The organism is Lacinutrix sp., from assembly GCF_037625555.1.
GTDB lineage: Bacteria > Bacteroidota > Bacteroidia > Flavobacteriales > Flavobacteriaceae > Lacinutrix.
The window spans coordinates 1-21632 of the sequence record NZ_JASJHV010000128.1 but is presented as its reverse complement, the minus strand read 5'-3'; the positions used below and the strand labels follow the sequence as shown (position 1 = coordinate 21632).

Genomic DNA, 21632 nt, shown 5'->3' with positions numbered 1-21632 from the left:
TGTAGGATTTACATTCTTTGTAGGATGTATGGCAATGATGGCAGCTTCTGCCTTTTTCTTTTTATCATTAAATCAATTTGACAAAAAATGGAGAACTTCTATTTTAGTATCTGGTTTAATTACTTTTATCGCGGCAGTACATTACTGGTACATGAAAGATGCAGCTATGGGAGGTGCTGTTGATAACATTACAGCATTTAGATATGTAGATTGGATATTAACTGTTCCGCTAATGTGCGTTGAGTTCTACTTAATTCTAAAGGTTGCAGGTGCAAAAAAATCTCTTTTAACTAAAATGATAGTATTTTCTGTTATTATGCTAGTAACAGGATACCTAGGAGAGACTGCTTTTAGAGGTCAAGCTGCAATGTGGGGCTTTTTCTCTGCAGTAGCATATTTTGCAATCGTTTACGAAATTTGGTTAGGTGGAGCAGCAAAACTAGCAAAAGAAGCTGGTGGAGATGTTTTAGCAGCTCACAAAATTCTTTGCTGGTTCGTATTAGTAGGATGGATTATTTATCCACTAGGATACTTAGTAGGAACAGGAGCAGAGATTCCAGCTGTGATGGATACAGCAGGTGTAATAATTAAGCCAGCAGTTGGTGCTGATCAATGGTATGTATTTATGTCTGGTCTTGGTTTAGACATGAATGTACTTTACAATATCGCTGATGCAATTAACAAAATCGGTTTCGGTTTAGTTATTTATGCTTTAGCTTGTAAGAAAACGAGTTAAGAAAAAAATATAAGTAGATATTAAATTAAGGCTGTCTGAAAAGGCAGCTTTTTTTTTGCACTTTTTTAACGGTTTCGAGCCATTGACTTCGGCTTTGGTTTTTGTACTTTACACTCAAATCATACTTGAAATGAGTCCAACAAAAGAACAGATTATAAAAGCTGCAACCGCAGCCTGTAAAGATAACTTAATGGAAACCCTTAATATCGAATTTGTCGATGCAGGTGAAGACTTTGTAATTGCTAAAATGCCGGTAGATAAACGCGTATATCAATCGGACGGAGTATTGCACGGAGAACCAGATAATTGTTATGATTTAATTATTTGTTACCATCCATGTTTTACAGCATATAGAAAATGATACTAAAGCCATGTCAGAATTATTAAGAATCCTAAAGCCTAAAGGAAAATGCTACATACAAACACCATTTAAAACAGGTGATATATATGAAGATAGTGATATCAAGACAGAAGAGCAAAGCCTTTTACATTTTGGACAAGAAGACCACTTAAGAATCTATTCAGTTTAAAGGACTTACAAAAAGATTAAATACTGCTGGTTTTACTACCAAAGTGCTAAATTTTTCAGAAGATATAGATAATACACATGGCTTTTCAATAAATGAAACTATAGTAGTAGCATCTAAACGTAATATTCTTGAATTTTGTTATGCATGCATAGTAAATTAATGGTTATATTTGTTAAAATAATTTCAAATTATGAAAACCAAACTTACAGAACTCATAAACATAAAATACCCAATAATTAAAGCGCCAATGTTTTTGGTCTCTAACGTTATAATGGTAACAGAAGCCATGAAAGCAGGAATTGCCGGTTGTATTCCAGCGCTAAATTACAGAACACTTGATGAGTTAAGAGTAGCTTTAAAAGAACTTAAAGCTAACAAGGTAGAAGGAGGCTCGTTTGGATTTAACTTAATTGTGAATAAATCTAACTTAAAATATAAAGGACAGTTAGAAGTTATTTGTGAAGAAGGTTGCGATTTTATTATTACCTCTTTAGGAAGCCCTGAAGAAACCATAAGACAAGCACATAAAGTAGGTATTAAAGTATTTTGTGATGTAACCGATTTACGTTTTGCAGAAAAAGTACAACAATTAGGAGCAGATGCGGCAATTGCTGTAAACAGCGAAGCTGGAGGACATAGAGGAAACTTATCTCCAGAAGAACTAACAAACCAATTAAGCAAAGCCTTAACTATACCTGTAATATCTGCAGGTGGTGTTGGTTGTAAAGCAGACATAGATAAAATGATAAGTTATGGTGCAGAAGGCGTTAGCGTTGGTAGCCCATTTATAGCATCTATAGAAGCAGGAGTAACAGACGAGTATAAGCAAGCTTGTGTAGATTATGGAGCAGATGATATTGTAATGACTCAGCGTATTTCAGGTACTCCTTGTACAGTAATAAACACACCTTACATACAAAAGATTGGAACTAAAGAATCTTGGATTGAATCTGTTTTAAATAAAAACAGAAAATTAAAGAAATGGGTTAAGATGATTCGTTTTTCTATAGGCATGAAGGATACAGAAAATGCAGCTAAAAAAGCCACTTATAAAACCGTTTGGGTTGCTGGACCAAGCATAGAAAACACTAAAGCCATATTGCCAATAAAAAATATTATTGCTAAATTGGTAAACTAACAAGCTGATTTTTATTCTTCTAATTAATAAAATTGCTTTATGTAGTTTTAGTTCTTAATTTTTAAAATGAAAAAAAATTTAATAATAGTATTAGTTGTATTTATATCTGCATGTTCTACTAGGGATAATTTAGATATAAAGGATTATCCTATTGTTACAACCATAAGTGAATTATCCGAATATTACGACCTAAAAATCGACACGTCTGGTAAATATGAAACAGCGAGTATTACTAGTTATTTCGATGGGTCTACAGAATTAGAGTATGCTTACGAATTACTTGAATCGGAAAAATACGATCCGTTATATTATTCAATAACTATTGATAAAGATAGAACTATAAAAGATGCTAAAGAAGTTTATCTTTTAGGAAAAGGAGCACTTAAGCTAGTAGGAAACTCATTTGGTCAAGGAGCTGTAAAAATAGATTCCATTAAACTTCCTGGAGATAATTCTTATTATGCTTTAAGAACACTTGATGGAGAACCAAATGGTATGTTCTATATTGTTAGAAAAGGAAAAAAAGTTTACACAATGATGGTTTCTGGAATTTACACTCCAGATCATAGCTTACTTAAAGACTTGTTAATTCCAAAAACAAAGGATTTAGATAGATTTGAGTTTGTTAAATAATAGAATTTAAAATTCGCTAGACCAACCTATTAATAATATCCACATTAACCACATGCTTTCCATTAAAAGGCAGGATTTTTAAATTTGTTCCAAATAATTCATGCGCACGTTCCGTTTCATAAGTAATACGCTCTGCGTTGAGGTATTCATCCTCTGTACCATAAATTAAAGATACTTTAGCACTTAAATATTTAAAATCTTCAGCAACTAATTCTTTTGGCAAGCCTCCAGAATGAACTACTAATTGAGAGCACTCTGGCTTTCTGTGTTTTATATATCGAGTAGCAACACTAACACCTTGAGAATAACCAAACACGATGAGTTTTAAATTTTTAGGTATACTTTCTTCAGCTAAAATAGCATCAAAGTAGCTTATAATGTTTTCGGTTTCAGCTATTGTATTTTCTTTAGTTAGCCAACTTGCTCCAATATGTTTAAAGCCACTTTGGTAATATAAACTTGGTGCTTGTGGTGCGATTATATAATTTTCTTTGGGATTTAAATTTTTAAAATATTGAATAAAGTATTTGCTTAAATAACCCATGCCATGGCAAACAAGCCAAACATTTTTAGTTTTATCTGTTAAAGAGTTTAAAGTAGAATATGGTTTTTTTGTATTGTAAAATATTTGCTTTTGGGTAGATTGCATTGTGCTTTGTTTCGTATTTTTACATCTTATAATTCGGTATAAAAATACATTAAATAGATGGATATTTCTAAAGAAGAAATGCTTGCCAAAGCAAATGCAGCAAGCAAAAATACATTAATGGAAACCTTAAACATTGAGATTGTAGATTTTGGAGATAATTTTCTAGTTGCCAGAATGCCAGTAACACCGAGAGTACACCAACCAGATGGTGTTTTACATGGAGGTGCAACAGCTGCATTAGCAGAGAGTGTTGGTAGTTTTGCCTCTCATATTTTTATAGATACAGAGCATGTGTTTGTTCGTGGTTTAGAAATAACAGCAAACCATTTAAAAAGTGTAAAAGAAGGTTTTGTTTACGCAAAAGCAACGTTTTTACATAAAGGGAGAACAACACAATTACTAGATATTAGAGTAACAGATGAAGCTAACAATCTAGTGTCTATTTGTAGGTTATCTACAATTTCATTACCTAAAAAGAAATAGTAAATGTTATCAGATAATTTTTTTGAGATTGCCAAACATCATTTTAATGATGCATTGCCATTTGTGCTTTATAGTAATCCCAATACCGTTTTGGTAAAAGGAATATTTCAAGAAGAGGATACTGTTTATGCTTCTGAAAACTTAAACGAAAGCGGTTTTGTTTTTGCTCCTTTCAATACTAATAATAAAACAATATTAATCCCATTAGATAAGTCTATAAGCATTGAACATAAATTTGTTAGTTCTCAAAAAACTAGTGATGAAAATGAATATGAAATTAATTTAAGTAAAGCAAAAACGTTTCATTTAGATCTTGTAACAAAAGCAATAAAAGAGATAAATACTAATGCGTTTAAAAAAGTAGTAGTTTCAAGAAAGGAATATGTTAACCTTTTAGAGTCTAACCCAATAACTTTGTTTAAACGTTTATTATCCCAATATAAAACAGCATTTGTCTATTGTTGGTACCACCCTAAAATTGGTCTTTGGCTTGGTGCAACACCAGAAACCTTGATAAGTGTAATAGGAAACAGGTTTACAACTATGGCTCTGGCAGGTACTCAGGCTTATAATGGTGAAGAAAACCCAACTTGGCAAGCAAAAGAAATAGAAGAACAGCAAGTAGTAATAAACTATTTGTTAGACAATTTAAAAGCATCTGTCTCCTCCTTAAATGTTGGAAAAACAGAAACCATTAAAGCAGGAAACTTACTGCATTTACGAACAAAAGTTTCTGGTTTTTTAGATTCAGATTTAAAAACACTTGTAACAATATTGCATCCTACTCCTGCAGTGTGCGGTTTACCAAAAACAGTTACAAAAGCATTTATTTTAGAAAACGAAAACTATGATAGAGAATTTTACACAGGTTATTTAGGAGAATTAAATATAGTAGAGAAAACTGCACGTAATACAAATAGACGCAATGTAGAAAACAATGCTTACAGCACAGTTAAAACTGTTTCTAACTTATTTGTTAATTTGCGTTGTATGCAATTAACAGATATTACTGCTAGTTTATATATAGGAGGAGGTATTATAAAAAATTCTAACCCAGAAAAGGAATGGGAAGAAACCGTTAATAAATCGCAAACTATGAAAAAGGTGTTGTTTTAATTGGGTTTAAAAAACATGATTTTGTATTTTTACATACTAAATGAAATACCCAAAAATTCCACTCGCTCAAACAGTTGTTCAGCTTTGTAAAGCTAAAAACATACAGCATATAGTATTATCTCCAGGAAGTAGAAATGCACCTTTAACTATAGGCTTTACATACGATTCTTTTTTTAAATGCTATAGTATAGTAGATGAGCGTTGTGCTGCTTTTTTTGCACTAGGTATTGCACAGCAAATTCAAGAACCAGTTGCAGTTGTATGTACTTCTGGCAGTGCGCTTTTAAATTACTATCCAGCCGTTGCAGAAGCTTTTTACAGCAATATTCCTCTTGTAGTTTTAAGTGCAGACAGACCAAAGTATTTAGTAGGAATTGGTGATGGGCAAACCATTAATCAAGAGGAAGTCTTTAAAAACCATATTTTATATTCTGCTAATTTGAAGCAAGATTTAGGAGAAGAAAACAAATTAGAAGCAAATAACTTACCCATTATAAAAAGTATTGAAAATAAGTTAGAAAAATATTTGGGCTTCCAAAAAACAATCCAGGAACATAATGATAAGGAATTAAATATAGCCTTTAATATTTCGATCTCTAAAAAAGGGCCTGTACATGTTAATGTTCCTTTTAATGAACCTTTGTATGATACTGTTGATACTCTTAATGTTAATCCAAAAGTTATTCCTTTAGGTAAAAAAGAGCTTTTAAATGAAGATTTAAAGCCATTTGTAAATTTATGGAATACAACAAAGTGTAAATTAGTTTTAGTAGGTTCTAATCTTCCAAATTCTGTAGAGCAACAATATCTTGATGTTTTAGCAGAAGACGAGAGTGTTTTAATACTTACAGAAACGATATCAAATATCCATCACGACCGTTTTATTCCAGGAATCGATAAATTAATCGCAGCTTTAAATTCTAAAGAGTTAGAGCAACTAAAACCAGAAATTTTAGTAACTTTTGGTGGTTTTGTAGTTTCAAAGAAAATTAAAATTTTTTTAAGAGAATACAAACCTAAACATCATTGGCATATTAGTGAGCATGATGCAAACGATACTTTTTTTGTGTTAAATAAGGTATTCAAACTGCCTATAAATACTTTTTTTGAAGAATTTTTAAAACAGATAATACTAGTAAAAAGCGACTATAATAATTTTTGGCTAGACGCTTTTAAAAGTAGAAGAGAAAAGCATAAAGATTACATGAAAACACTCTCTTTTAGCGATTTTAAAGTGTTTGATGTATTACTAAAAGCAATTCCAAGGCATTCTCAATTACAAGTTGGGAATAGTTCTGCAATAAGATATACACAACTTTTTGATTTAGATACAACTTTAGAAGTCTTTTGTAATAGAGGAACAAGTGGTATAGATGGTAGCACAAGTACTGCGATTGGTGCTGCTATAGTTTCTCCACTACAAACTACTTTTCTAACCGGAGATTTAAGTTTTCTATACGATAGTAACGCACTTTGGAATAATTACATACCTAATAATTTTAGAATTGTTGTAGTAAATAATGGAGGAGGAGGTATTTTTAGAATTCTTCCTGGACATAAAAATACACCAAATTTTGATGCTTTTTTCGAAACAAAACACAATTTAACAGCAAAGCATTTATGCGAAATGTATGGTCTTGATTATTGTATAGCTACAAATGAAAAAGAACTGTCTAATGTATTAGACAATTTTTACACAATAGGTAGAAAGCCTAAACTACTAGAAGTATTCACTCCAGGAAGTGAAAATGATGAAATTCTTTTAAACTATTTTGCTAAAATTAAGTGATTAACCGACAGATTTTTCCGTTCATCGAATTTGATTAAATAATTTATTAAAACAGTAATTTCAATCATTCAAAAAAATTGTATATTTTAAGTAAAATAAAAAAACTATAACTATAATTATGAGTAAAAGAGATGACCTAATTGTAAAATACGCTGCAGATTTAAAAGACAAATGTGGTACAAATCCTGATATGGATTTTTTAACGAAAGTAACTATTGGTTGTTGCCCATCTATTTACAATAAAGATACTGCAACGGTTTCTGGTTCAGACCAAAGTGAACTAGATACAGTTAAAAATAATTTCTTAATTAAGAAATTAGGTTTTAAAGACAGTGCAGACTTAGATAAAGCAATCGATTCTGTAATGGAGACATATGGTCGTTCTAACAAAAATAAATACAGAGCAGTAGTATACTATTTATTAGCTAAACACTTTAAAAAAGAATCTGTTTATAAATAGACCTATTACTATAGATTTTTATATTAAGCGTTATAACATTAGTTATAGCGCTTTTTTAAAATTTAATATTAGTATTTTTGCCACATGATAAAAATAGGAGAGTTTAATACATTAGAAATACTAAGAGATACCGAACCTGGTATGTTTTTGGGTGATACAGAAGGTAATGAGGTTTTATTACCAAACCGTTATGTAGAAGATGTTTTTAAAATTGGAGATGATGTAGAAGTATTTATTTATTTAGATAATGATGAACGATTAGTTGCAGTAACAGACGAGCCACACATTACAAAAGGAGATTTTGCAGTCTTACGTTGTAATGCAGTAAACGATTATGGTGCTTTTCTTGATTGGGGAATGGTAAAAGAACTTTTTTGTCCTTTCAAAGAACAAGCTTTCCCAATGAAAAAAGGAGGTTGGTATTTAGTACATTGTTATTTAGATGAAAAGTCTGAAAGACTTGTAGCATCAAGTAAAACAAATCGTTTTTTAGACAATGCAGAATTATTAGTTTCAGAATTTGAAGAAGTAAACCTCATAGTATCTCACCCAAGTGATTTTGGAATGAATGTGATTGTAAATAAGCAACATATGGGTTTAATTTATAAGGATAATATTTTTCAAGAATTAAGTATTGGAGACCGTTTAAAAGGTGTCATTAAGAAAATAAGACCTGGAAACAAGTTAGATATTGCTTTAGGGCAAATAGGTTATAGGAATATTGAGCCTAATGCTAAGAAAATTCTTGACACACTTGAAGATAATTCTGGTTACTTACCACTTCATGATAAATCTACTCCAGAAGCTATAAAAGATGCTTTAGAGATGAGTAAAAAGAACTTTAAAAAAGCTATTGGAACACTTTATAAGCAAAAACAAATTACCATCGAAAGCGATGGCATTCGCTTAGTTTAAAGTTAAATTAATTTTAGCTTTAATGGCTTCAGGTATTGCATCTTTATGGACCATAATTGATATGGCTTTATGTTTCATGTAAGCCTCACTCATATTTATAAAACCTTCATTTCCTACATTTTTGTTTACCCAAGAATTTTTAACCTTATAAAAAGTGTTTCCGTTTTGGTCTTTTAAAAGCCCAACAATATGCATTAAATGATCATCTGTAGTATTAAAGTTTTCAAACTCTTGTTGTCTGTATTCTGGTGTAATTTTTTTTTCAGGCATAATATTTACTAAAGCATTAATATTGTCTTTATCATCTGGAACAACTGCAATACCATGTTTAGAAGAGAATGTTTTTTCACTCACGTCACAATCTAGTTCTATAGTAAAGCCATTTTTTAAAGCGTAATCTACTGTAGACATTAAATCGTTTAAAGGCACGTTATAAAAACTACCATTAGAAAAATTATCAGGAATATTTAAAATAAAATTAGTGTAATACGGTTGGTGTGTAAAAGATGTTATAGTAACATAATCTTTAGGATTAATTTTTGTCATCTCTAAAAAAGATTGTGGTGTATATTTTACACCTTCGTAATTAAAAGAAATTACTTTATCTCCTAAATAGTAATCAAGAGTGTTTTCAACATCTGTTTTCCAATTACCATCATATTTTTTTTCGTCTTTTAAATATGTAGTAAGAATCGTTTTTATAGAATCGGCTAATTTAGAGTGGTTATGTTTTTCTTCGTTCTTTTTCAATCCAGAAAATACGTTATTTGGTACAATTCCATTTTTTGAAATACTATTAATGACATCATGCGCTAACCCGCCTTGACTAAATTGTGCTTTTCCTTGTCTCATTACATAATTCCAAGCTTTATCAGAATAAGTTTGTCTAACCGAATACATTTCAGAAAGATCAATCTGCTTTCCAGTAAGTCTTATAATTTCACTTTCTAAAAATGAAGAAGCCGAAAAACTCCAACACGTTCCAGTACTTCCTTGACTAATAACATCTGTAGCATCTAAATCTACAATAGTTTTAAATTGATAATCTTGAGAAAACCCAAAAAATGAAACAAAAAGTAAAATGTATAATGCGCTAATATTTTTCATAGTAAGACAGCTATTTATTTAAAATGATTTATTTTTGACTAAAATAAGAAAAATGAGCAAACCAGATTGGAAAACAGCTAAAGAATATGAAGATATTACATATATGAAATGTAATGGTGTTGCAAGAATAGCCTTTAACAGACCAAACGTAAGAAATGCGTTTAGACCAAAAACCACAAAAGAATTGTACGATGCTTTTTACGATGCTGGCGAAGATACTAGTATTGGAGTAGTATTATTATCTGCTGAAGGACCTTCAACTAAAGATGGAATTTATTCGTTTTGTTCTGGTGGCGATCAAAAAGCTCGTGGACATCAAGGTTATGTAGGCGAAGATGGTTACCATAGATTAAATATTCTAGAAGTACAGCGATTAATTAGGTTTATGCCAAAGGCTGTTATAGCTGTTGTTCCTGGTTGGGCAGTTGGTGGCGGTCACAGTTTACATGTGGTTTGCGATTTAACTTTAGCCAGTAAAGAACATGCTATTTTTAAGCAAACAGATGCAGATGTTACTAGTTTTGATGGTGGTTATGGTTCTGCATATTTAGCAAAAATGGTTGGACAGAAAAGAGCAAGAGAAATATTTTTTCTTGGAAGAAATTACTCTGCGCAAGAAGCTTACGATATGGGAATGGTAAATGCCGTAATTCCTCATGATGAATTAGAAAACACAGCATACTATTGGGCTCAAGAAATATTAGAAAAATCGCCAACCTCTATAAAAATGCTTAAATTTGCTATGAATTTAACAGATGATGGTATGGTTGGACAGCAAGTGTTTGCTGGTGAAGCAACACGATTAGCATACATGACAGACGAAGCAAAAGAAGGACGCGATGCTTTTCTAGAAAAAAGAAAACCTAATTTTCCAAAACAATGGATACCTTAATTAGTAGGCAGTGAGCAGTCCTCCTTAGACAGTCGCAGTAAACAGTAATCACTCACCTAAATAAGAGTAAGCCACAACAGTGTCTTTTCCTTAGGAAATTGAAGTTGAATTCGAAGCTGAAAATTGAAGTACTCAGAACGTTTTAAGTATTTTGTAATAAATATAAAACTTAAAAAGCTACGTCATTCCAATGAGCTTTTTTGCAACGTGGGAATCTCATTAATTTGAAGAAGAAGTTTTAAAAAAAAATAATTAACACCAGCTTTGCGCTTTTGTGTCTTTGCGAGAAAAAAAATAACTTTGAAAATAAAATATTGGCTTACTGCAGCACGATTACGAACCTTACCACTTTCGGTTTCAGGGATAATTGTAGGTTGTGTTATGGCTGGTTTTTCAGTAAATAATCATCCAGAAAATTATGTAATAACGGAATGCTTTGGATGTTTTCATTATTATACTGATTACACAATATTTATTCTAGCCATTCTAACCACAATAGGTTTCCAAATCCTCTCAAACTTCGCAAACGATTATGGAGATGGTATAAAAGGTACAGACAAAAATAGAGTAGGAGAACAACGTTTGGTAGCATCAGGAATTATTTCGCCAAAGCAAATGAAATGTGCTATTATTATTACTGCAATATTAACATTAATTGTAGCTATTGCATTAATTTATCAAGCGTTTGGGAAAGATAATTTTGGGTATTCCATATTGTTTTTTGTTTTAGGAATTATTTCTATTGCTGCTGCTATAAAGTATACAGTTGGTAACAATGCTTATGGCTATTCTGGTTTTGGAGATGTATTTGTATTCTTATTTTTTGGTTGGTTAAGTGTTGTTGGAAGTTGTTTTTTATACACAAAAACAATCCATTGGGATTTATTTTTACCAGCAACAACCATTGGTTTGTTAAGTATTGCAGTGCTTAACTTAAATAATATGCGAGACAGAATTGAAGATGCCAAAGCCAATAAAAACACATTGGTTGTAAAAATGGGAAGCCAGAGAGCAAAACTATACCATTATACTTTAATTATTCTAGCATTAATTTGTGCAATTGTATATGTTCAGCTTCATTATCATTCACCAAAACAATATTTGTTTTTAATAGCATTTATTCCTTTAATTATGAATATAGTTGTAGTTGCCAAAAATATTATTCATAAAGAATTAGATAGCGAATTAAAAAAAGTAGCACTCAGTACGTTTTTATTTGCAGTTCTATTTGCTATTTTTTCAGTTTAGATGAAAGCAACTTGCCATAAATACATTCTTAATTTTAAACAACCAAGTGGTACATCTCGTGGTGTTTTAAAAACTAAAGAAACGTGGTTTATTATTTTATCTTCTGAAGGAAAACAAGGTATTGGAGAATGTGGCATTCTTAGAGGTTTATCTATAGACGATAGACCAGATTACCAAACACAACTTACATACACTTGTGAAAATATAGATAAAGGTTTGGCTTTTCTTTTAGCCGAAAATATTGAGTTTCCTAGTATTCAAATAGGTTTAGAAATGGCTTTTAAGTCTTTAGAGGCTGAAAATGATTTTGAGTTATTTCCTTCAAAATTTACTAAAAATCAAGATCTCATTCCAATTAATGGCCTAATTTGGATGGGCACTGAAAGCTTTATGAAACAGCAAATTCAAGATAAAATTGAAGCTGGTTTTAAGTGTATAAAATTAAAAATAGGTGCTATAAATTTTAAAACAGAATTAGGATTATTAAAAGGTATTAGAAAACAATTCCGCGAAAGTGATATAGAATTACGTGTCGATGCTAATGGCGCATTTAGTCCAGAAAATGCTTTAGAAAAACTGAAACAATTAAGTGAATATAATTTGCATTCCATAGAGCAACCTATAAAAGCTGGGCAGTTTAATGAAATGGCTAAACTATGTGAACAAACACCATTGCCAATTGCTTTAGACGAGGAATTAATTGGTGTGTTTTGTGTAACAAAAAAACAAGAATTACTACAAACTATAAAACCGCAATATATTATTTTAAAACCTAGTTTTGTTGGCGGCTTCGCAGGAACTGACGAGTGGATTTCTTTAGCCGAAAACCAAAATATAGGTTGGTGGATAACAAGTGCATTAGAAAGCAATATTGGACTAAGTGCTATTGCACAATACACATATTTAAAAAGCAATAAGATGCCGCAAGGCTTAGGAACTGGAAGTTTGTTTATTAATAATTTTCAATCGCCTTTACAAGTAAAAAATGGTACATTGCAGTACACTAAAAATAATTGGAATTTTAATTTATAATTATGAATTTTATACAACAAGCATTTAAAGTAAAGCACGATTTTTGGAGATACCTTGTAGGTTCTGTAATTGTTTTTATTGCAGCTATAATAGGACAAATTCCTTATATGGTTGCAGCAGAATTTAAAGCAATGAGTGATGGAAAATCTATTCTATCAATGAATGAACAAGAATTAATGTCTGTTTTAGAACCAAACTTAAATTTGTTTTTAATGTTATTGTCTTTTGCGTTTGGTTTGGCAGCCTTATTTTTAGTTGTTAAATTTTTACACAAACAATCTATAAAATCTGTAACAACAGCAAGGAGTAAGATAGATTGGAAACGTGTTTGGTTTGCTTTTATTTTTTGGGGAATAATATCATCTGGAATGGTTTTGTTAGATTATTATTTAGCACCAGAAGGTTATGTTTGGAATTTTGAATTAGAACGTTTTTTAATTTTAGCAGTAATAGCCATTTTACTAATTCCTATTCAAACAAGTACCGAAGAATATATTTTTAGAGGTTATTTAATGCAAGGTTTTGCAGCAGGTACTTTAAATAAAAAATTCTTAGTAGGCATTTTTTATTCAATGCTTTTTGTTTCAATATATTTGTTTTTTAAATCTTTTTTTGAGACTGATATTTTAGCTAAAATACCAATTTCAGGTTTTGTTACATTTATAATATTTATCTTATCTGTTCTTATTCTTTTGTTAATTGATTTTATTTTAACAAAATTAAATTTTTTCAATTCGGAGTTCTATAATAACATTTTTCAAAAAGGAAAAAATAAAGTCGTGCCATTATTGTTAACTTCAGTAATTTTTGGTGGTATGCACGTATTTAATCCAGAAGTTTCAAAATTAGGCTATTTAGTAATGGTCTATTATATTGGTACAGGATTATTCTTAGGTATTATTACCCTAATGGATGAAGGTATGGAGTTAGCATTAGGCTTTCATGCTGCTAATAATTTGTTTGGTGCCTTATTGGTTACAGCAGACTGGTCGGTTTTACAAACCCATTCTATTTTTAAAGATACATCAGACCCAGGTGTTGGTTTTACTGATATTGTTTTACCAGTATTTATAATTTTCCCAATCATCATTTTTATATTCGCAAAAGTTTATAAATGGAAGAATTGGAAAGAAAGACTCTTCGGGAAAATTGTAGAGCCACCACAAGAAAATTACAAAGTGTTAGACTAAATTTATGTCGAGTTTTAATGAAATTAACGAGTGTTTTAAATTTAATGGACTGCATTATAATTTTAAGACATTAAAAGTATTTGCTTTACATTTACTTAAAGAAGAAAAGCCTTATAATAAAGCAATTGGTGAGTTTCTGTTAAAATGGTTAGACATTTCTGAAGCTATTACATTAAAAACTTCAGGTTCTACAGGCATACCAAAATCTATTGAAATTAAAAAGCAAGCAATGGTAAATAGTGCTATTGCAACTGGAGATTTCTTTAATCTAAAACCAAGAGATAAAGCCCTTTTATGTTTACCGGCACATTACATTGCTGGAAAAATGATGCTTGTTCGTGCTATGGTTTTAGGACTTGAGATTGATAATCTAGAACCAAAATATAACTTACAAATAAATACAAATAAGCAGTATCATTTTATAGCAATGGTACCAATGCAATTAGAAAAAAACTTAAATAAATTAAAGAATATTGAAAAACTTATAGTTGGTGGTGCTAAAGTATCTTCAGCTTTAAACACTAAGTTACAAGTAATAGGAACTGCAGTTTTCGAAACTTATGGAATGACGGAAACAGTATCTCATATTGCTGTTAAACAACTTAATTGTTTTAAGAGTGACAATAAATGTTATTCAGAGCGCAGCGAAGAATCTGTTGAACCTTATTTTAAAACACTACCAAATGTTAGAATCTCAAAAGATGAAAGAGAATGTCTTATTATTGAGGCTCCATTAGTTTCTAAAGAAAAAATAATAACTAACGATATTGTTAAACTTCATTCTAAAAATGAATTTGAATGGTTTGGTAGGTTTGATAATATTATAAATTCTGGTGGTATTAAAATTTTTCCTGAGCAAGTAGAAAATAGTTTGTTTTCTAAAATTACTAATCGTTTTTTTATAGCTTCAGAAGAAGATGAAACATTAGGAGAACGTGTTATTCTTATAATAGAAGGCAAGAAAACCAAAGTAGATACTGCTCTTTTTAGCGATTTAAAATCATATTCAAAACCGAAAGCAATTTATTTTATAGATGAGTTTGTAGTAACAGATTCAGGAAAAATTAAAAGAACTGAAACTTTACAGTTACTGATTTATCAGAATTTATAATTTTATAAGATTTTTTTAATTTAATAACCTCCTCATTTTGAGAAAAAAGTTGAAGAGAGAGAAAACAAAAAAATGTGATTAAAATAGTTTTCATATTAAACTTGTAAAACACCCATATTAAATGGTTTTTCAATAGGAGCGTGGTTTGCAGCTTCAATTCCCATAGAAATCCAAGTTCTTGTATCTAATGGATCTATAATGGCATCTGTCCATAAACGAGATGCTGCATAATATGGAGAAACTTGATTATCATAACGGTCTTTAATTTTAGAATAAAGCTCGGCTTCTTTTTCTGTTGTGATTTTCTCACCTTTTTTTAGAAGTGAAGCTTTTTCAATTTGTAATAATACTTTAGCAGCACTATTGCCACTCATTACAGCAAGCTCTGCACTTGGCCAAGCCACTATTAATCTTGGGTCGTAGGCTTTACCACACATAGCATAATTTCCAGCACCATAACTATTTCCTATTATAATTGTAAATTTTGGTACAACACTATTACTAACAGCATTCACCATTTTTGCACCATCTTTAATAATTCCTCCGTGTTCACTCTTACTCCCAACCATAAAACCAGTAACATCTTGTAAGAATACTAGTGGTATTTTTTTCTGATTACAATTAGCAATAAATCGTGTTGCTTTATCAGCACTATCATTATAGATAACACCACCAAATTGCATTTCTCCGCTTTTGGTTTTTACTAGTTTACGCTGGTTGGCAACAATACCAACTGCCCAACCATCAATCCTAGCATAAGCAGTAATAATAGTTTTTCCATAACCAGCTTTATATTCATCATATTCACCATTATCTACTAAACGCAATATAATATCAAACATATTGTATTGGTCTGCTCTAGATTTTGGTAGAATTCCATATATATCTTCTGGATTATCTTTAGGCTTTTTTGCCTCAACACGATTAAAACCAGCTTTATCATAATCACCAATTTTATCTATTAAACGCTTAATAGTGTCTAATGCATCTTTATCATCTTTTGCTTTATAATCTGTAACACCAGAAATTTCGCAATGTGTTGTTGCTCCACCAAGCGTTTCATTATCAATACTTTCTCCAATTGCAGCTTTTACTAAATAACTACCAGCTAAGAAAATACTTCCAGTTTTCTCTACAATAAGAGCTTCGTCACTCATTATAGGTAAATAAGCTCCACCAGCAACACAACTACCCATAACAGCAGCTATTTGTGTAATTCCCATACTACTCATTATAGCGTTATTTCTAAAAATACGACCAAAATGTTCTTTATCTGGGAAAATTTCGTCTTGTAATGGTAAGTAAACACCAGCACTATCAACTAAATAAATTATTGGTAATTTATTTTCGATAGCGATTTCCTGAGCTCTTAAATTCTTTTTACCAGTTATAGGAAACCATGCTCCAGCTTTAACAGTAGCATCATTAGCAACAACAATACATTGTTTACCACTAACATATCCTATTTTTATTACAACACCACCAGATGGGCAACCACCATGCTCTTCGTACATACCATCACCAACAAAGGCGCCAATCTCAACGCTTTTTCGTTTGCTATCTAGTAGATAATCAATACGTTCTCTTGCTGTAAGCTTACCTTTTTCATGATGTTTGTCTATACGTTTTTGGCCTCCTCCTAATTTAACTTGAACAAAACGGCTTCGTAAATCGGCCAAAAGTAATTTATTATAATCTTCGTTTTTATTGAAGTTAATATCCATAGTGTTGATAATTTTCTACGAATTTACGAAACCATTAACGGATTAAAAAGTGAATAATTTGTTAAAATTAAAAACACGGAAATATTTTCCTAGGAATATATTAATTTTTATTGTATATTTGTATCAGCATAAATAAAAAAAGATATGAAACAAATTATAACATTTGCAGGATCAAACAGTAAAAATTCTATAAACAAGCAATTAGCTACATACGCATCAACTTTAGTTAGTAGTGTAGAAGTAAAGGTTCTAGATTTAAACGATTTCCAATTACCTCTTTATGGTATAGATTACGAATTAGAACATGGTATACCAGATAATGCACACAAGTTTTTAGAGCATATTAAATCTACAAATGGTATTATTTTATCCTTGGCAGAGCATAATGGAACTTATGCCACAGTATTTAAAAATCTTTTCGATTGGATGTCTAGAATTGATGGAAAGCTATGGAGCAACAAGCCAATGTTATTAATGGCAACCTCTCCAGGCGCTAGAGGTGGAGCTACAGCTTTAGAAATAGCAAAAAACCGTTTTGGTTATATGGGAGGAAATATTGTAGGAGAATATTCTTTTCCATCTTTTGAAACAAATTTTCAAAATGAAAAAATTAGTGATAGCACATTAAATAATGAGTTATTATCTTTAGTAAAAACTTTTGAAAATAATTTATAATTTTACCTTTATAATCAATGAAGACATTACAAATGGGAGATTTAGCAAAAGACATCAATTCAAAATTCGAAAATAATAGAGTAAAAGCAATGCTTAATATTATTTACACAGCCAACTGGATAACAAGTTGTCAAAACGAATTTTTTAAAGATTTTGGTATATCTCCACAACAGTATAATATTTTACGCATTTTAAAAGGTGCAAATGAAGCTTTAAATGTGCAAACCATAAAAGATAGAATGCTAGAGCGTTCTCCAAATGCAACACGTTTAATGGATAAATTATGTGCAAAAAACTATATAGAACGCTTTCCATATGAAAACGATAGACGAGTTGTAAATATTAGTATAACCAAAAATGGTCTAAATTTATTACAATCTATTCCTAAAGATTTTAATAGAAACTTATTAAAAAATTTAAATGAACAAGAAGCAGAGGCTTTAAGCAATTTGCTTGATAAAATGCGATAAAAGCATTTTTAATCTAATATATTCCATGGGATATATTACTAATACAAATTATTATGAAACTAAATACTATAAAAAGAGCAGGTAAAAGTCATTTTGTAGACATGGGACCAATAAGATTGCGTCAACCATTTCCAACACAACATATAGAAATGATAGATCCTTTTGTTTTATTACATCATTATGGTCCATACGAAATCTCAGAAACTAATAATCCTTTCGATTTAGGGCCTCATCCACACAGAGGTTTTGAGCCTGTAACATTTTTAGTCCAAGGCGAGCAATTACATAGAGACTCTTTAGGAAATGAAAGTGTTGTTAAAGCTTGAGATGTACAATGGACCACTGCTGGACGCGGAATTATTCATGCAGAAGGACCTACTAAAGATTTAGTAAAAAATGGAGGAACAATAGAAGGAATTCAATTATGGTTAAACCTTCCGTCTGGAAAAAAAATGATAGAAGCTAATTACCAACATGGTAAGCATGAAGATTTTAATGTGATTACTTCTGCAGATAAAAAAATCGAAACCAGAATAATTGCTGGAGAACTAGAAAGTAAATATAGCAAAATTGGAACTCAAACCGCTGTAAATGCCTATATGATAGATGCAAAAGCTGGAGGAGAGCAGATTATAACTTATGCTAATTCTCATCAAGGATTGATATATCTATTAAAAGGAAAAGCGACTATAAATGGAGTGGAGCTTTTAGAGTTAGATAAAAACCAACTTATGGAGTTTAATCAGGATGGAGAAGGTTTCTCTATAAAAGCAGAGGAGAACTGTACTTTACTCTTTTTATCTGGAGAGCCAATTAATGAGGCAGTTGCAACTTATGGTCCATATGTCATGAACTCTCAAACAGAACTTTTAGAAGCGATGAGAGATTATCAAATGGGTAAAATTGGATTTCTACCAGCAAATTAAAATAATAATTAAAAAAACTATGAAAACAATAATTAACAAATCAAACTCAAGAGGTTTCACAAACCATGGTTGGTTATAATCACATCACACATTTAGTTGTGCAAGTTATCAAAACGAAGAGCGCATGAATTTTGGAGCACTTCGTGTTTTAAATGATGATCTTGTTCAACCTAAAATGGGTTTTGGTATACATCCACACCAAAATATGGAAATTATTTCTATACCATTAAAAGGCGCATTATCTCATAAAGATAGTATGGGAAATAAACGTGCTATAGAGGTTGGAGAAGTGCAAGTAATGAGCGCTGGAACTGGATTAACACACTCTGAGTTTAACGATAGTAAAACAGAAGAAGTAAATTTTCTTCAACTTTGGATTATTCCAGAAAAATTAAGTGTTGAGCCAAATTACGAGCACCGTCTTTTTTCTTTAGAAGGAAAACAAAATCATCTACAAATAGTAGTTGCACCTAAAGATAAGTTAGAGGGAAATGCATTACCAATTAATCAGCAAGCATATATTTATAGAACAAATTTAGATGCAGATGTTTTAATTGATTTAAAGTTAAAATCTCAACAAAATCGTGTTTACATTTTTGTTATTAATGGTGAAATAGAAGTTAACAATATAACACTTGAAAAAAGAGATGCTTTAGCGATTACAGAAACTCATGTAGTAGAAATAAAAGCAAATAGAAATTCAGAATTAGTGATTGTTGAAGTGCCAATGCATTAATAATAATTATTAATTAATAAAGAAAAGACATCCAAATTTGGATGCTTTTTTGTTTAAAAAGGCGATATTTGTTAAAATAAAAAACATGACAATGAATAAAAATACAGTGTTAGCTTGGGCTACCACAATAATGATAATAGTAGGTTTATCTTTAATCGCTTTAGGTGCATTTAGATATGATAATGTCGCTGGTTGGGGATTTGGAGCTGTAGGCATTGGTTTTTTTGCTATTGCATGGGTGTTTAATGCATTAAAAGGCAGAGTGTAAATACATTTGAAGCAGTAGAAAAAACATTAAAAATATAATAACCATTAAACTAAAAGTATGTCTGACGATAAAAAGATAATATTTTCAATGTCTGGAGTAACCAAGACATTTAAAAGTGCAAACACACCAGTTTTAAAAAACATCTATTTAAGTTTCTTTTATGGAGCTAAGATTGGTATTCTAGGACTCAATGGTTCTGGTAAATCCACTTTATTAAAATTAATAGCAGGAGTAGATAATAACTTCCAAGGAGATATAGTATTTTCTCAGGATTATTCTGTTGGTTATTTAGAACAAGAACCTAAACTGGATGAAGATAAAACGGTTATGGAAATTGTTAGAGAAGGAGCTGCAGAAACAGTTGCTATTCTTGAAGAATACAATAAAATTAACGATATGTTTGGGCTTGAAGAAGTCTATAGTGATGCCGATAAAATGGATAAACTAATGGCTAGACAAGCAGTATTGCAAGACGAAATTGATGCAGCTAACGCTTGGGAATTAGATACTAAGTTGGAAATAGCAATGGATGCTTTAAGAACACCAGATGGAGATAAAAAAATCTCAGTGTTATCTGGAGGAGAAAGACGTCGTGTTGCTTTATGTCGCTTACTATTACAAGAGCCAGATGTTTTACTATTAGATGAACCTACCAATCACTTAGACGCAGAATCTGTACATTGGTTAGAGCATCATTTAGCACAATATAAAGGGACTGTAATAGCTGTAACACACGATAGATATTTTTTAGATAATGTTGCAGGTTGGATTTTAGAGTTAGATAGAGGTGAAGGTATCCCATGGAAAGGAAATTATTCGTCTTGGTTAGACCAAAAATCTAAACGTTTAGCGCAAGAAAGTAAAACAGCTTCAAAAAGGCAAAAAACATTAGAGCGCGAGCTAGAATGGGTAAAGCAAGGTGCAAAAGGAAGACAAACCAAACAAAAAGCACGTTTAAAAAACTACGATAAGTTAATGAGTCAAGATCAAAAACAACTTGACGAGAAACTTGAAATATACATTCCTAATGGTCCACGCTTAGGAACAAATGTTATAGAAGCTATTGGTGTAAGTAAAGCTTACGATGATAAATTACTTTACGAAGATTTAAACTTTAATTTACCACAAGCAGGAATAGTTGGTATTATTGGCCCAAATGGAGCTGGTAAAACAACTATTTTTAGAATGATAATGGGAGAAGAAAATTCAGACAAAGGCGAATTTAAAGTAGGAGAGACAGCTAAAATTGCATATGTAGATCAAAAACATTCTAATATCGATCCTAGTAAAACCATATGGCAAAACTTTAGTGATGAGCAAGAGTTAGTAATGATGAGAGGAAAGGAAGTAAACTCTAGAGCCTATTTAAGTCGTTTTAACTTTTCTGGAGGAGAACAAAATAAAAAAGTAGAATTACTTTCTGGTGGAGAACGTAACCGTTTGCATTTAGCCATGACACTTAAAGAAGAAGGTAATGTTTTACTGCTAGATGAACCAACAAACGATTTAGATGTTAATACATTAAGAGCCTTAGAAGAAGGACTAGAAAACTTCGCAGGCTGTGCAGTAGTTATTAGTCACGATAGATGGTTTTTAGATAGAGTTTGTACGCATATTTTAGCTTTCGAAGGTGATAGCCAAGTCTATTTCTTCGAAGGTGGATTTAGTGAATACGAAGAGAATAAGAAGAAACGTCTTGGCGGAGATCTAATGCCAAAACGTATTAAGTATAAAAAGCTTATTAGATAAAACAACACTATTAAAAGGCATAAAAAAAGCAGACGAAAGTCTGCTTTTTTTATGC

At 31.1% G+C, this 21632-nt stretch carries 25 protein-coding genes and 1 pseudogene; 23 read left to right on the top strand and 3 right to left on the bottom strand.

Annotated elements, in window-relative coordinates; all coding sequences use genetic code 11:
* The 5 genes from QNK89_RS10525 to QNK89_RS10505 all read left to right on the top strand — a co-directional run.
* On the top strand, positions 1-736 hold a 736-nt coding region (locus QNK89_RS10525), incomplete at its 5' end, for a bacteriorhodopsin (RefSeq protein ID WP_340171000.1).
* 130 nt (positions 737-866) lie between these two features.
* Complete coding sequence (locus QNK89_RS10520; RefSeq protein ID WP_340170999.1) at positions 867-1097, top strand: hypothetical protein; 231 nt, start codon at positions 867-869, stop codon at positions 1095-1097.
* A gap of 10 nt (positions 1098-1107) precedes the next feature.
* Positions 1108-1266, top strand: coding sequence for a hypothetical protein (locus QNK89_RS10515; protein WP_340170998.1), 159 nt, complete (start codon positions 1108-1110; stop codon positions 1264-1266).
* Between the two features lie 190 nt (positions 1267-1456).
* On the top strand, positions 1457-2404 hold the full coding sequence (locus QNK89_RS10510; protein WP_340170997.1) for a nitronate monooxygenase: 948 nt from the start codon (positions 1457-1459) through the stop codon (positions 2402-2404).
* 66 nt (positions 2405-2470) lie between these two features.
* Positions 2471-3037 (top strand): hypothetical protein, encoded by a 567-nt coding sequence (locus QNK89_RS10505; RefSeq protein WP_340170996.1) that lies wholly within the window; start codon positions 2471-2473, stop codon positions 3035-3037.
* A gap of 16 nt (positions 3038-3053) precedes the next feature.
* Here QNK89_RS10505 and QNK89_RS10500 read toward each other — a convergent pair whose 3' ends face one another.
* The gene (locus QNK89_RS10500) at positions 3054-3686 is read right to left on the bottom strand and encodes an esterase (RefSeq protein ID WP_340170995.1); all 633 of its coding nucleotides are present in this window, start codon (positions 3684-3686) and stop codon (positions 3054-3056) included.
* 57 nt (positions 3687-3743) lie between these two features.
* On the opposite strand from QNK89_RS10500, the gene QNK89_RS10495 reads away from it, so the two are divergent.
* From QNK89_RS10495 to QNK89_RS10475, 5 genes are all read left to right on the top strand, one after another.
* Positions 3744-4169 carry a hotdog fold thioesterase gene (locus QNK89_RS10495; RefSeq protein ID WP_340170994.1) on the top strand — a complete coding sequence of 142 codons (426 nt, stop codon included), beginning with the start codon at positions 3744-3746 and terminating at the stop codon, positions 4167-4169.
* Between the two features lie 3 nt (positions 4170-4172).
* Positions 4173-5285: a chorismate-binding protein gene (locus QNK89_RS10490; protein ID WP_340170993.1), complete on the top strand. Its 1113-nt coding sequence runs from the start codon at positions 4173-4175 to the stop codon at positions 5283-5285.
* 40 nt (positions 5286-5325) lie between these two features.
* Positions 5326-7074, top strand: coding sequence for a 2-succinyl-5-enolpyruvyl-6-hydroxy-3-cyclohexene-1-carboxylic-acid synthase (menD, locus tag QNK89_RS10485; RefSeq protein ID WP_340170992.1), 1749 nt, complete (start codon positions 5326-5328; stop codon positions 7072-7074).
* A 118-nt stretch (positions 7075-7192) separates the two neighbouring features.
* Positions 7193-7534 (top strand): DUF2853 family protein, encoded by a 342-nt coding sequence (locus tag QNK89_RS10480; protein ID WP_340170991.1) that lies wholly within the window; start codon positions 7193-7195, stop codon positions 7532-7534.
* A gap of 84 nt (positions 7535-7618) precedes the next feature.
* Positions 7619-8449, top strand: a complete 831-nt coding sequence (locus tag QNK89_RS10475) for a S1-like domain-containing RNA-binding protein (protein ID WP_340170990.1) — start codon at positions 7619-7621, stop codon at positions 8447-8449.
* On the opposite strand, the gene QNK89_RS10470 is transcribed toward QNK89_RS10475, so the two are convergent.
* The gene (locus tag QNK89_RS10470) at positions 8441-9556 is read right to left on the bottom strand and encodes a C1 family peptidase (protein ID WP_340170989.1); all 1116 of its coding nucleotides are present in this window, start codon (positions 9554-9556) and stop codon (positions 8441-8443) included. The two genes, QNK89_RS10475 and QNK89_RS10470, sit on opposite strands and share 9 nt — an antisense overlap.
* Positions 9557-9608: 52 nt before the next feature.
* Here QNK89_RS10470 and QNK89_RS10465 point away from each other — a divergent pair, with 52 nt between their 5' ends.
* The 5 genes from QNK89_RS10465 to QNK89_RS10445 all read left to right on the top strand — a co-directional run bounded on the left by QNK89_RS10465 (position 9609) and on the right by QNK89_RS10445 (position 15029).
* Entirely contained in the window at positions 9609-10448 is an 840-nt protein-coding gene (locus QNK89_RS10465) for a 1,4-dihydroxy-2-naphthoyl-CoA synthase (protein WP_340170988.1), read from the top strand.
* Positions 10449-10748: 300 nt separating this feature from the next.
* Positions 10749-11696 (top strand): 1,4-dihydroxy-2-naphthoate octaprenyltransferase, encoded by a 948-nt coding sequence (gene menA / locus QNK89_RS10460; protein ID WP_340170987.1) that lies wholly within the window; start codon positions 10749-10751, stop codon positions 11694-11696.
* The gene (locus QNK89_RS10455; RefSeq protein ID WP_340170986.1) at positions 11697-12728 is read left to right on the top strand and encodes an o-succinylbenzoate synthase; all 1032 of its coding nucleotides are present in this window, start codon (positions 11697-11699) and stop codon (positions 12726-12728) included.
* 2 nt (positions 12729-12730) lie between these two features.
* Positions 12731-13918: a CPBP family intramembrane glutamic endopeptidase gene (locus QNK89_RS10450; RefSeq protein ID WP_340170985.1), complete on the top strand. Its 1188-nt coding sequence runs from the start codon at positions 12731-12733 to the stop codon at positions 13916-13918.
* 4 nt (positions 13919-13922) lie between these two features.
* Positions 13923-15029 carry an AMP-binding protein gene (locus QNK89_RS10445; RefSeq protein ID WP_340170984.1) on the top strand — a complete coding sequence of 369 codons (1107 nt, stop codon included), beginning with the start codon at positions 13923-13925 and terminating at the stop codon, positions 15027-15029.
* A 95-nt stretch (positions 15030-15124) separates the two neighbouring features.
* Here QNK89_RS10445 and QNK89_RS10440 read toward each other — a convergent pair whose 3' ends face one another.
* Positions 15125-16753 carry a carboxyl transferase domain-containing protein gene (locus tag QNK89_RS10440; protein ID WP_340170983.1) on the bottom strand — a complete coding sequence of 543 codons (1629 nt, stop codon included), beginning with the start codon at positions 16751-16753 and terminating at the stop codon, positions 15125-15127.
* Positions 16754-16897: 144 nt separating this feature from the next.
* Here QNK89_RS10440 and QNK89_RS10435 point away from each other — a divergent pair, with 144 nt between their 5' ends.
* From QNK89_RS10435 to ettA, 8 genes and pseudogenes are all read left to right on the top strand, one after another.
* Complete coding sequence (locus QNK89_RS10435; protein WP_340170982.1) at positions 16898-17428, top strand: NAD(P)H-dependent oxidoreductase; 531 nt, start codon at positions 16898-16900, stop codon at positions 17426-17428.
* Positions 17429-17460: 32 nt separating this feature from the next.
* Positions 17461-17898: a MarR family transcriptional regulator gene (locus tag QNK89_RS10430; RefSeq protein WP_340171002.1), complete on the top strand. Its 438-nt coding sequence runs from the start codon at positions 17461-17463 to the stop codon at positions 17896-17898.
* Positions 17899-17951: 53 nt separating this feature from the next.
* Complete coding sequence (locus tag QNK89_RS10425) at positions 17952-18224, top strand: pirin family protein (RefSeq protein ID WP_340170981.1); 273 nt, start codon at positions 17952-17954, stop codon at positions 18222-18224.
* A 126-nt stretch (positions 18225-18350) separates the two neighbouring features.
* Positions 18351-18824, top strand: a complete 474-nt coding sequence (locus QNK89_RS10420; protein WP_340170980.1) for a pirin-like C-terminal cupin domain-containing protein — start codon at positions 18351-18353, stop codon at positions 18822-18824.
* Between the two features lie 94 nt (positions 18825-18918).
* A pseudogene (locus QNK89_RS10415) lies at positions 18919-19191 on the top strand (pirin family protein); the annotation flags it as partial.
* A 9-nt stretch (positions 19192-19200) separates the two neighbouring features.
* A complete protein-coding gene (locus tag QNK89_RS10410; RefSeq protein WP_340171001.1) occupies positions 19201-19560 on the top strand; it encodes a hypothetical protein in 360 nt (119 codons plus the stop codon).
* 85 nt (positions 19561-19645) lie between these two features.
* A complete protein-coding gene (locus tag QNK89_RS10405) occupies positions 19646-19828 on the top strand; it encodes a CAL67264 family membrane protein (protein ID WP_340170979.1) in 183 nt (60 codons plus the stop codon).
* A gap of 57 nt (positions 19829-19885) precedes the next feature.
* The gene (gene ettA, locus QNK89_RS10400) at positions 19886-21577 is read left to right on the top strand and encodes an energy-dependent translational throttle protein EttA (RefSeq protein WP_340170978.1); all 1692 of its coding nucleotides are present in this window, start codon (positions 19886-19888) and stop codon (positions 21575-21577) included.
* Positions 21578-21632 lie beyond the last annotated feature (55 nt).

Excerpts from the sequence above, each read along its gene's own strand:
- QNK89_RS10450 (WP_340170985.1), top strand. The coding sequence starts at position 12,731 with ATGAATTTTATACAACAAGCATTTAAAGTAAAGCACGATTTTTGGAGA.
- QNK89_RS10470 (WP_340170989.1), bottom strand. The coding sequence starts at position 9,556 with ATGAAAAATATTAGCGCATTATACATTTTACTTTTTGTTTCATTTTTT.
- QNK89_RS10510 (WP_340170997.1), top strand. The coding sequence starts at position 1,457 with ATGAAAACCAAACTTACAGAACTCATAAACATAAAATACCCAATAATT.
- QNK89_RS10465 (WP_340170988.1), top strand. The coding sequence starts at position 9,609 with ATGAGCAAACCAGATTGGAAAACAGCTAAAGAATATGAAGATATTACA.
- QNK89_RS10500 (WP_340170995.1), bottom strand. The coding sequence starts at position 3,686 with ATGCAATCTACCCAAAAGCAAATATTTTACAATACAAAAAAACCATAT.
- QNK89_RS10435 (WP_340170982.1), top strand. The coding sequence starts at position 16,898 with ATGAAACAAATTATAACATTTGCAGGATCAAACAGTAAAAATTCTATA.
- QNK89_RS10480 (WP_340170991.1), top strand. The coding sequence starts at position 7,193 with ATGAGTAAAAGAGATGACCTAATTGTAAAATACGCTGCAGATTTAAAA.
- QNK89_RS10520 (WP_340170999.1), top strand. The coding sequence starts at position 867 with ATGAGTCCAACAAAAGAACAGATTATAAAAGCTGCAACCGCAGCCTGT.
- QNK89_RS10440 (WP_340170983.1), bottom strand. The coding sequence starts at position 16,753 with ATGGATATTAACTTCAATAAAAACGAAGATTATAATAAATTACTTTTG.
- QNK89_RS10515 (WP_340170998.1), top strand. The coding sequence starts at position 1,108 with ATGTCAGAATTATTAAGAATCCTAAAGCCTAAAGGAAAATGCTACATA.
- QNK89_RS10425 (WP_340170981.1), top strand. The coding sequence starts at position 17,952 with ATGAAACTAAATACTATAAAAAGAGCAGGTAAAAGTCATTTTGTAGAC.
- QNK89_RS10445 (WP_340170984.1), top strand. The coding sequence starts at position 13,923 with ATGTCGAGTTTTAATGAAATTAACGAGTGTTTTAAATTTAATGGACTG.
- menD (WP_340170992.1), top strand. The coding sequence starts at position 5,326 with ATGAAATACCCAAAAATTCCACTCGCTCAAACAGTTGTTCAGCTTTGT.
- QNK89_RS10430 (WP_340171002.1), top strand. The coding sequence starts at position 17,461 with ATGGGAGATTTAGCAAAAGACATCAATTCAAAATTCGAAAATAATAGA.
- QNK89_RS10505 (WP_340170996.1), top strand. The coding sequence starts at position 2,471 with ATGAAAAAAAATTTAATAATAGTATTAGTTGTATTTATATCTGCATGT.
- QNK89_RS10475 (WP_340170990.1), top strand. The coding sequence starts at position 7,619 with ATGATAAAAATAGGAGAGTTTAATACATTAGAAATACTAAGAGATACC.
- QNK89_RS10495 (WP_340170994.1), top strand. The coding sequence starts at position 3,744 with ATGGATATTTCTAAAGAAGAAATGCTTGCCAAAGCAAATGCAGCAAGC.
- QNK89_RS10420 (WP_340170980.1), top strand. The coding sequence starts at position 18,351 with ATGATAGAAGCTAATTACCAACATGGTAAGCATGAAGATTTTAATGTG.
- QNK89_RS10405 (WP_340170979.1), top strand. The coding sequence starts at position 19,646 with ATGACAATGAATAAAAATACAGTGTTAGCTTGGGCTACCACAATAATG.
- QNK89_RS10455 (WP_340170986.1), top strand. The coding sequence starts at position 11,697 with ATGAAAGCAACTTGCCATAAATACATTCTTAATTTTAAACAACCAAGT.
- ettA (WP_340170978.1), top strand. The coding sequence starts at position 19,886 with ATGTCTGACGATAAAAAGATAATATTTTCAATGTCTGGAGTAACCAAG.
- QNK89_RS10490 (WP_340170993.1), top strand. The coding sequence starts at position 4,173 with ATGTTATCAGATAATTTTTTTGAGATTGCCAAACATCATTTTAATGAT.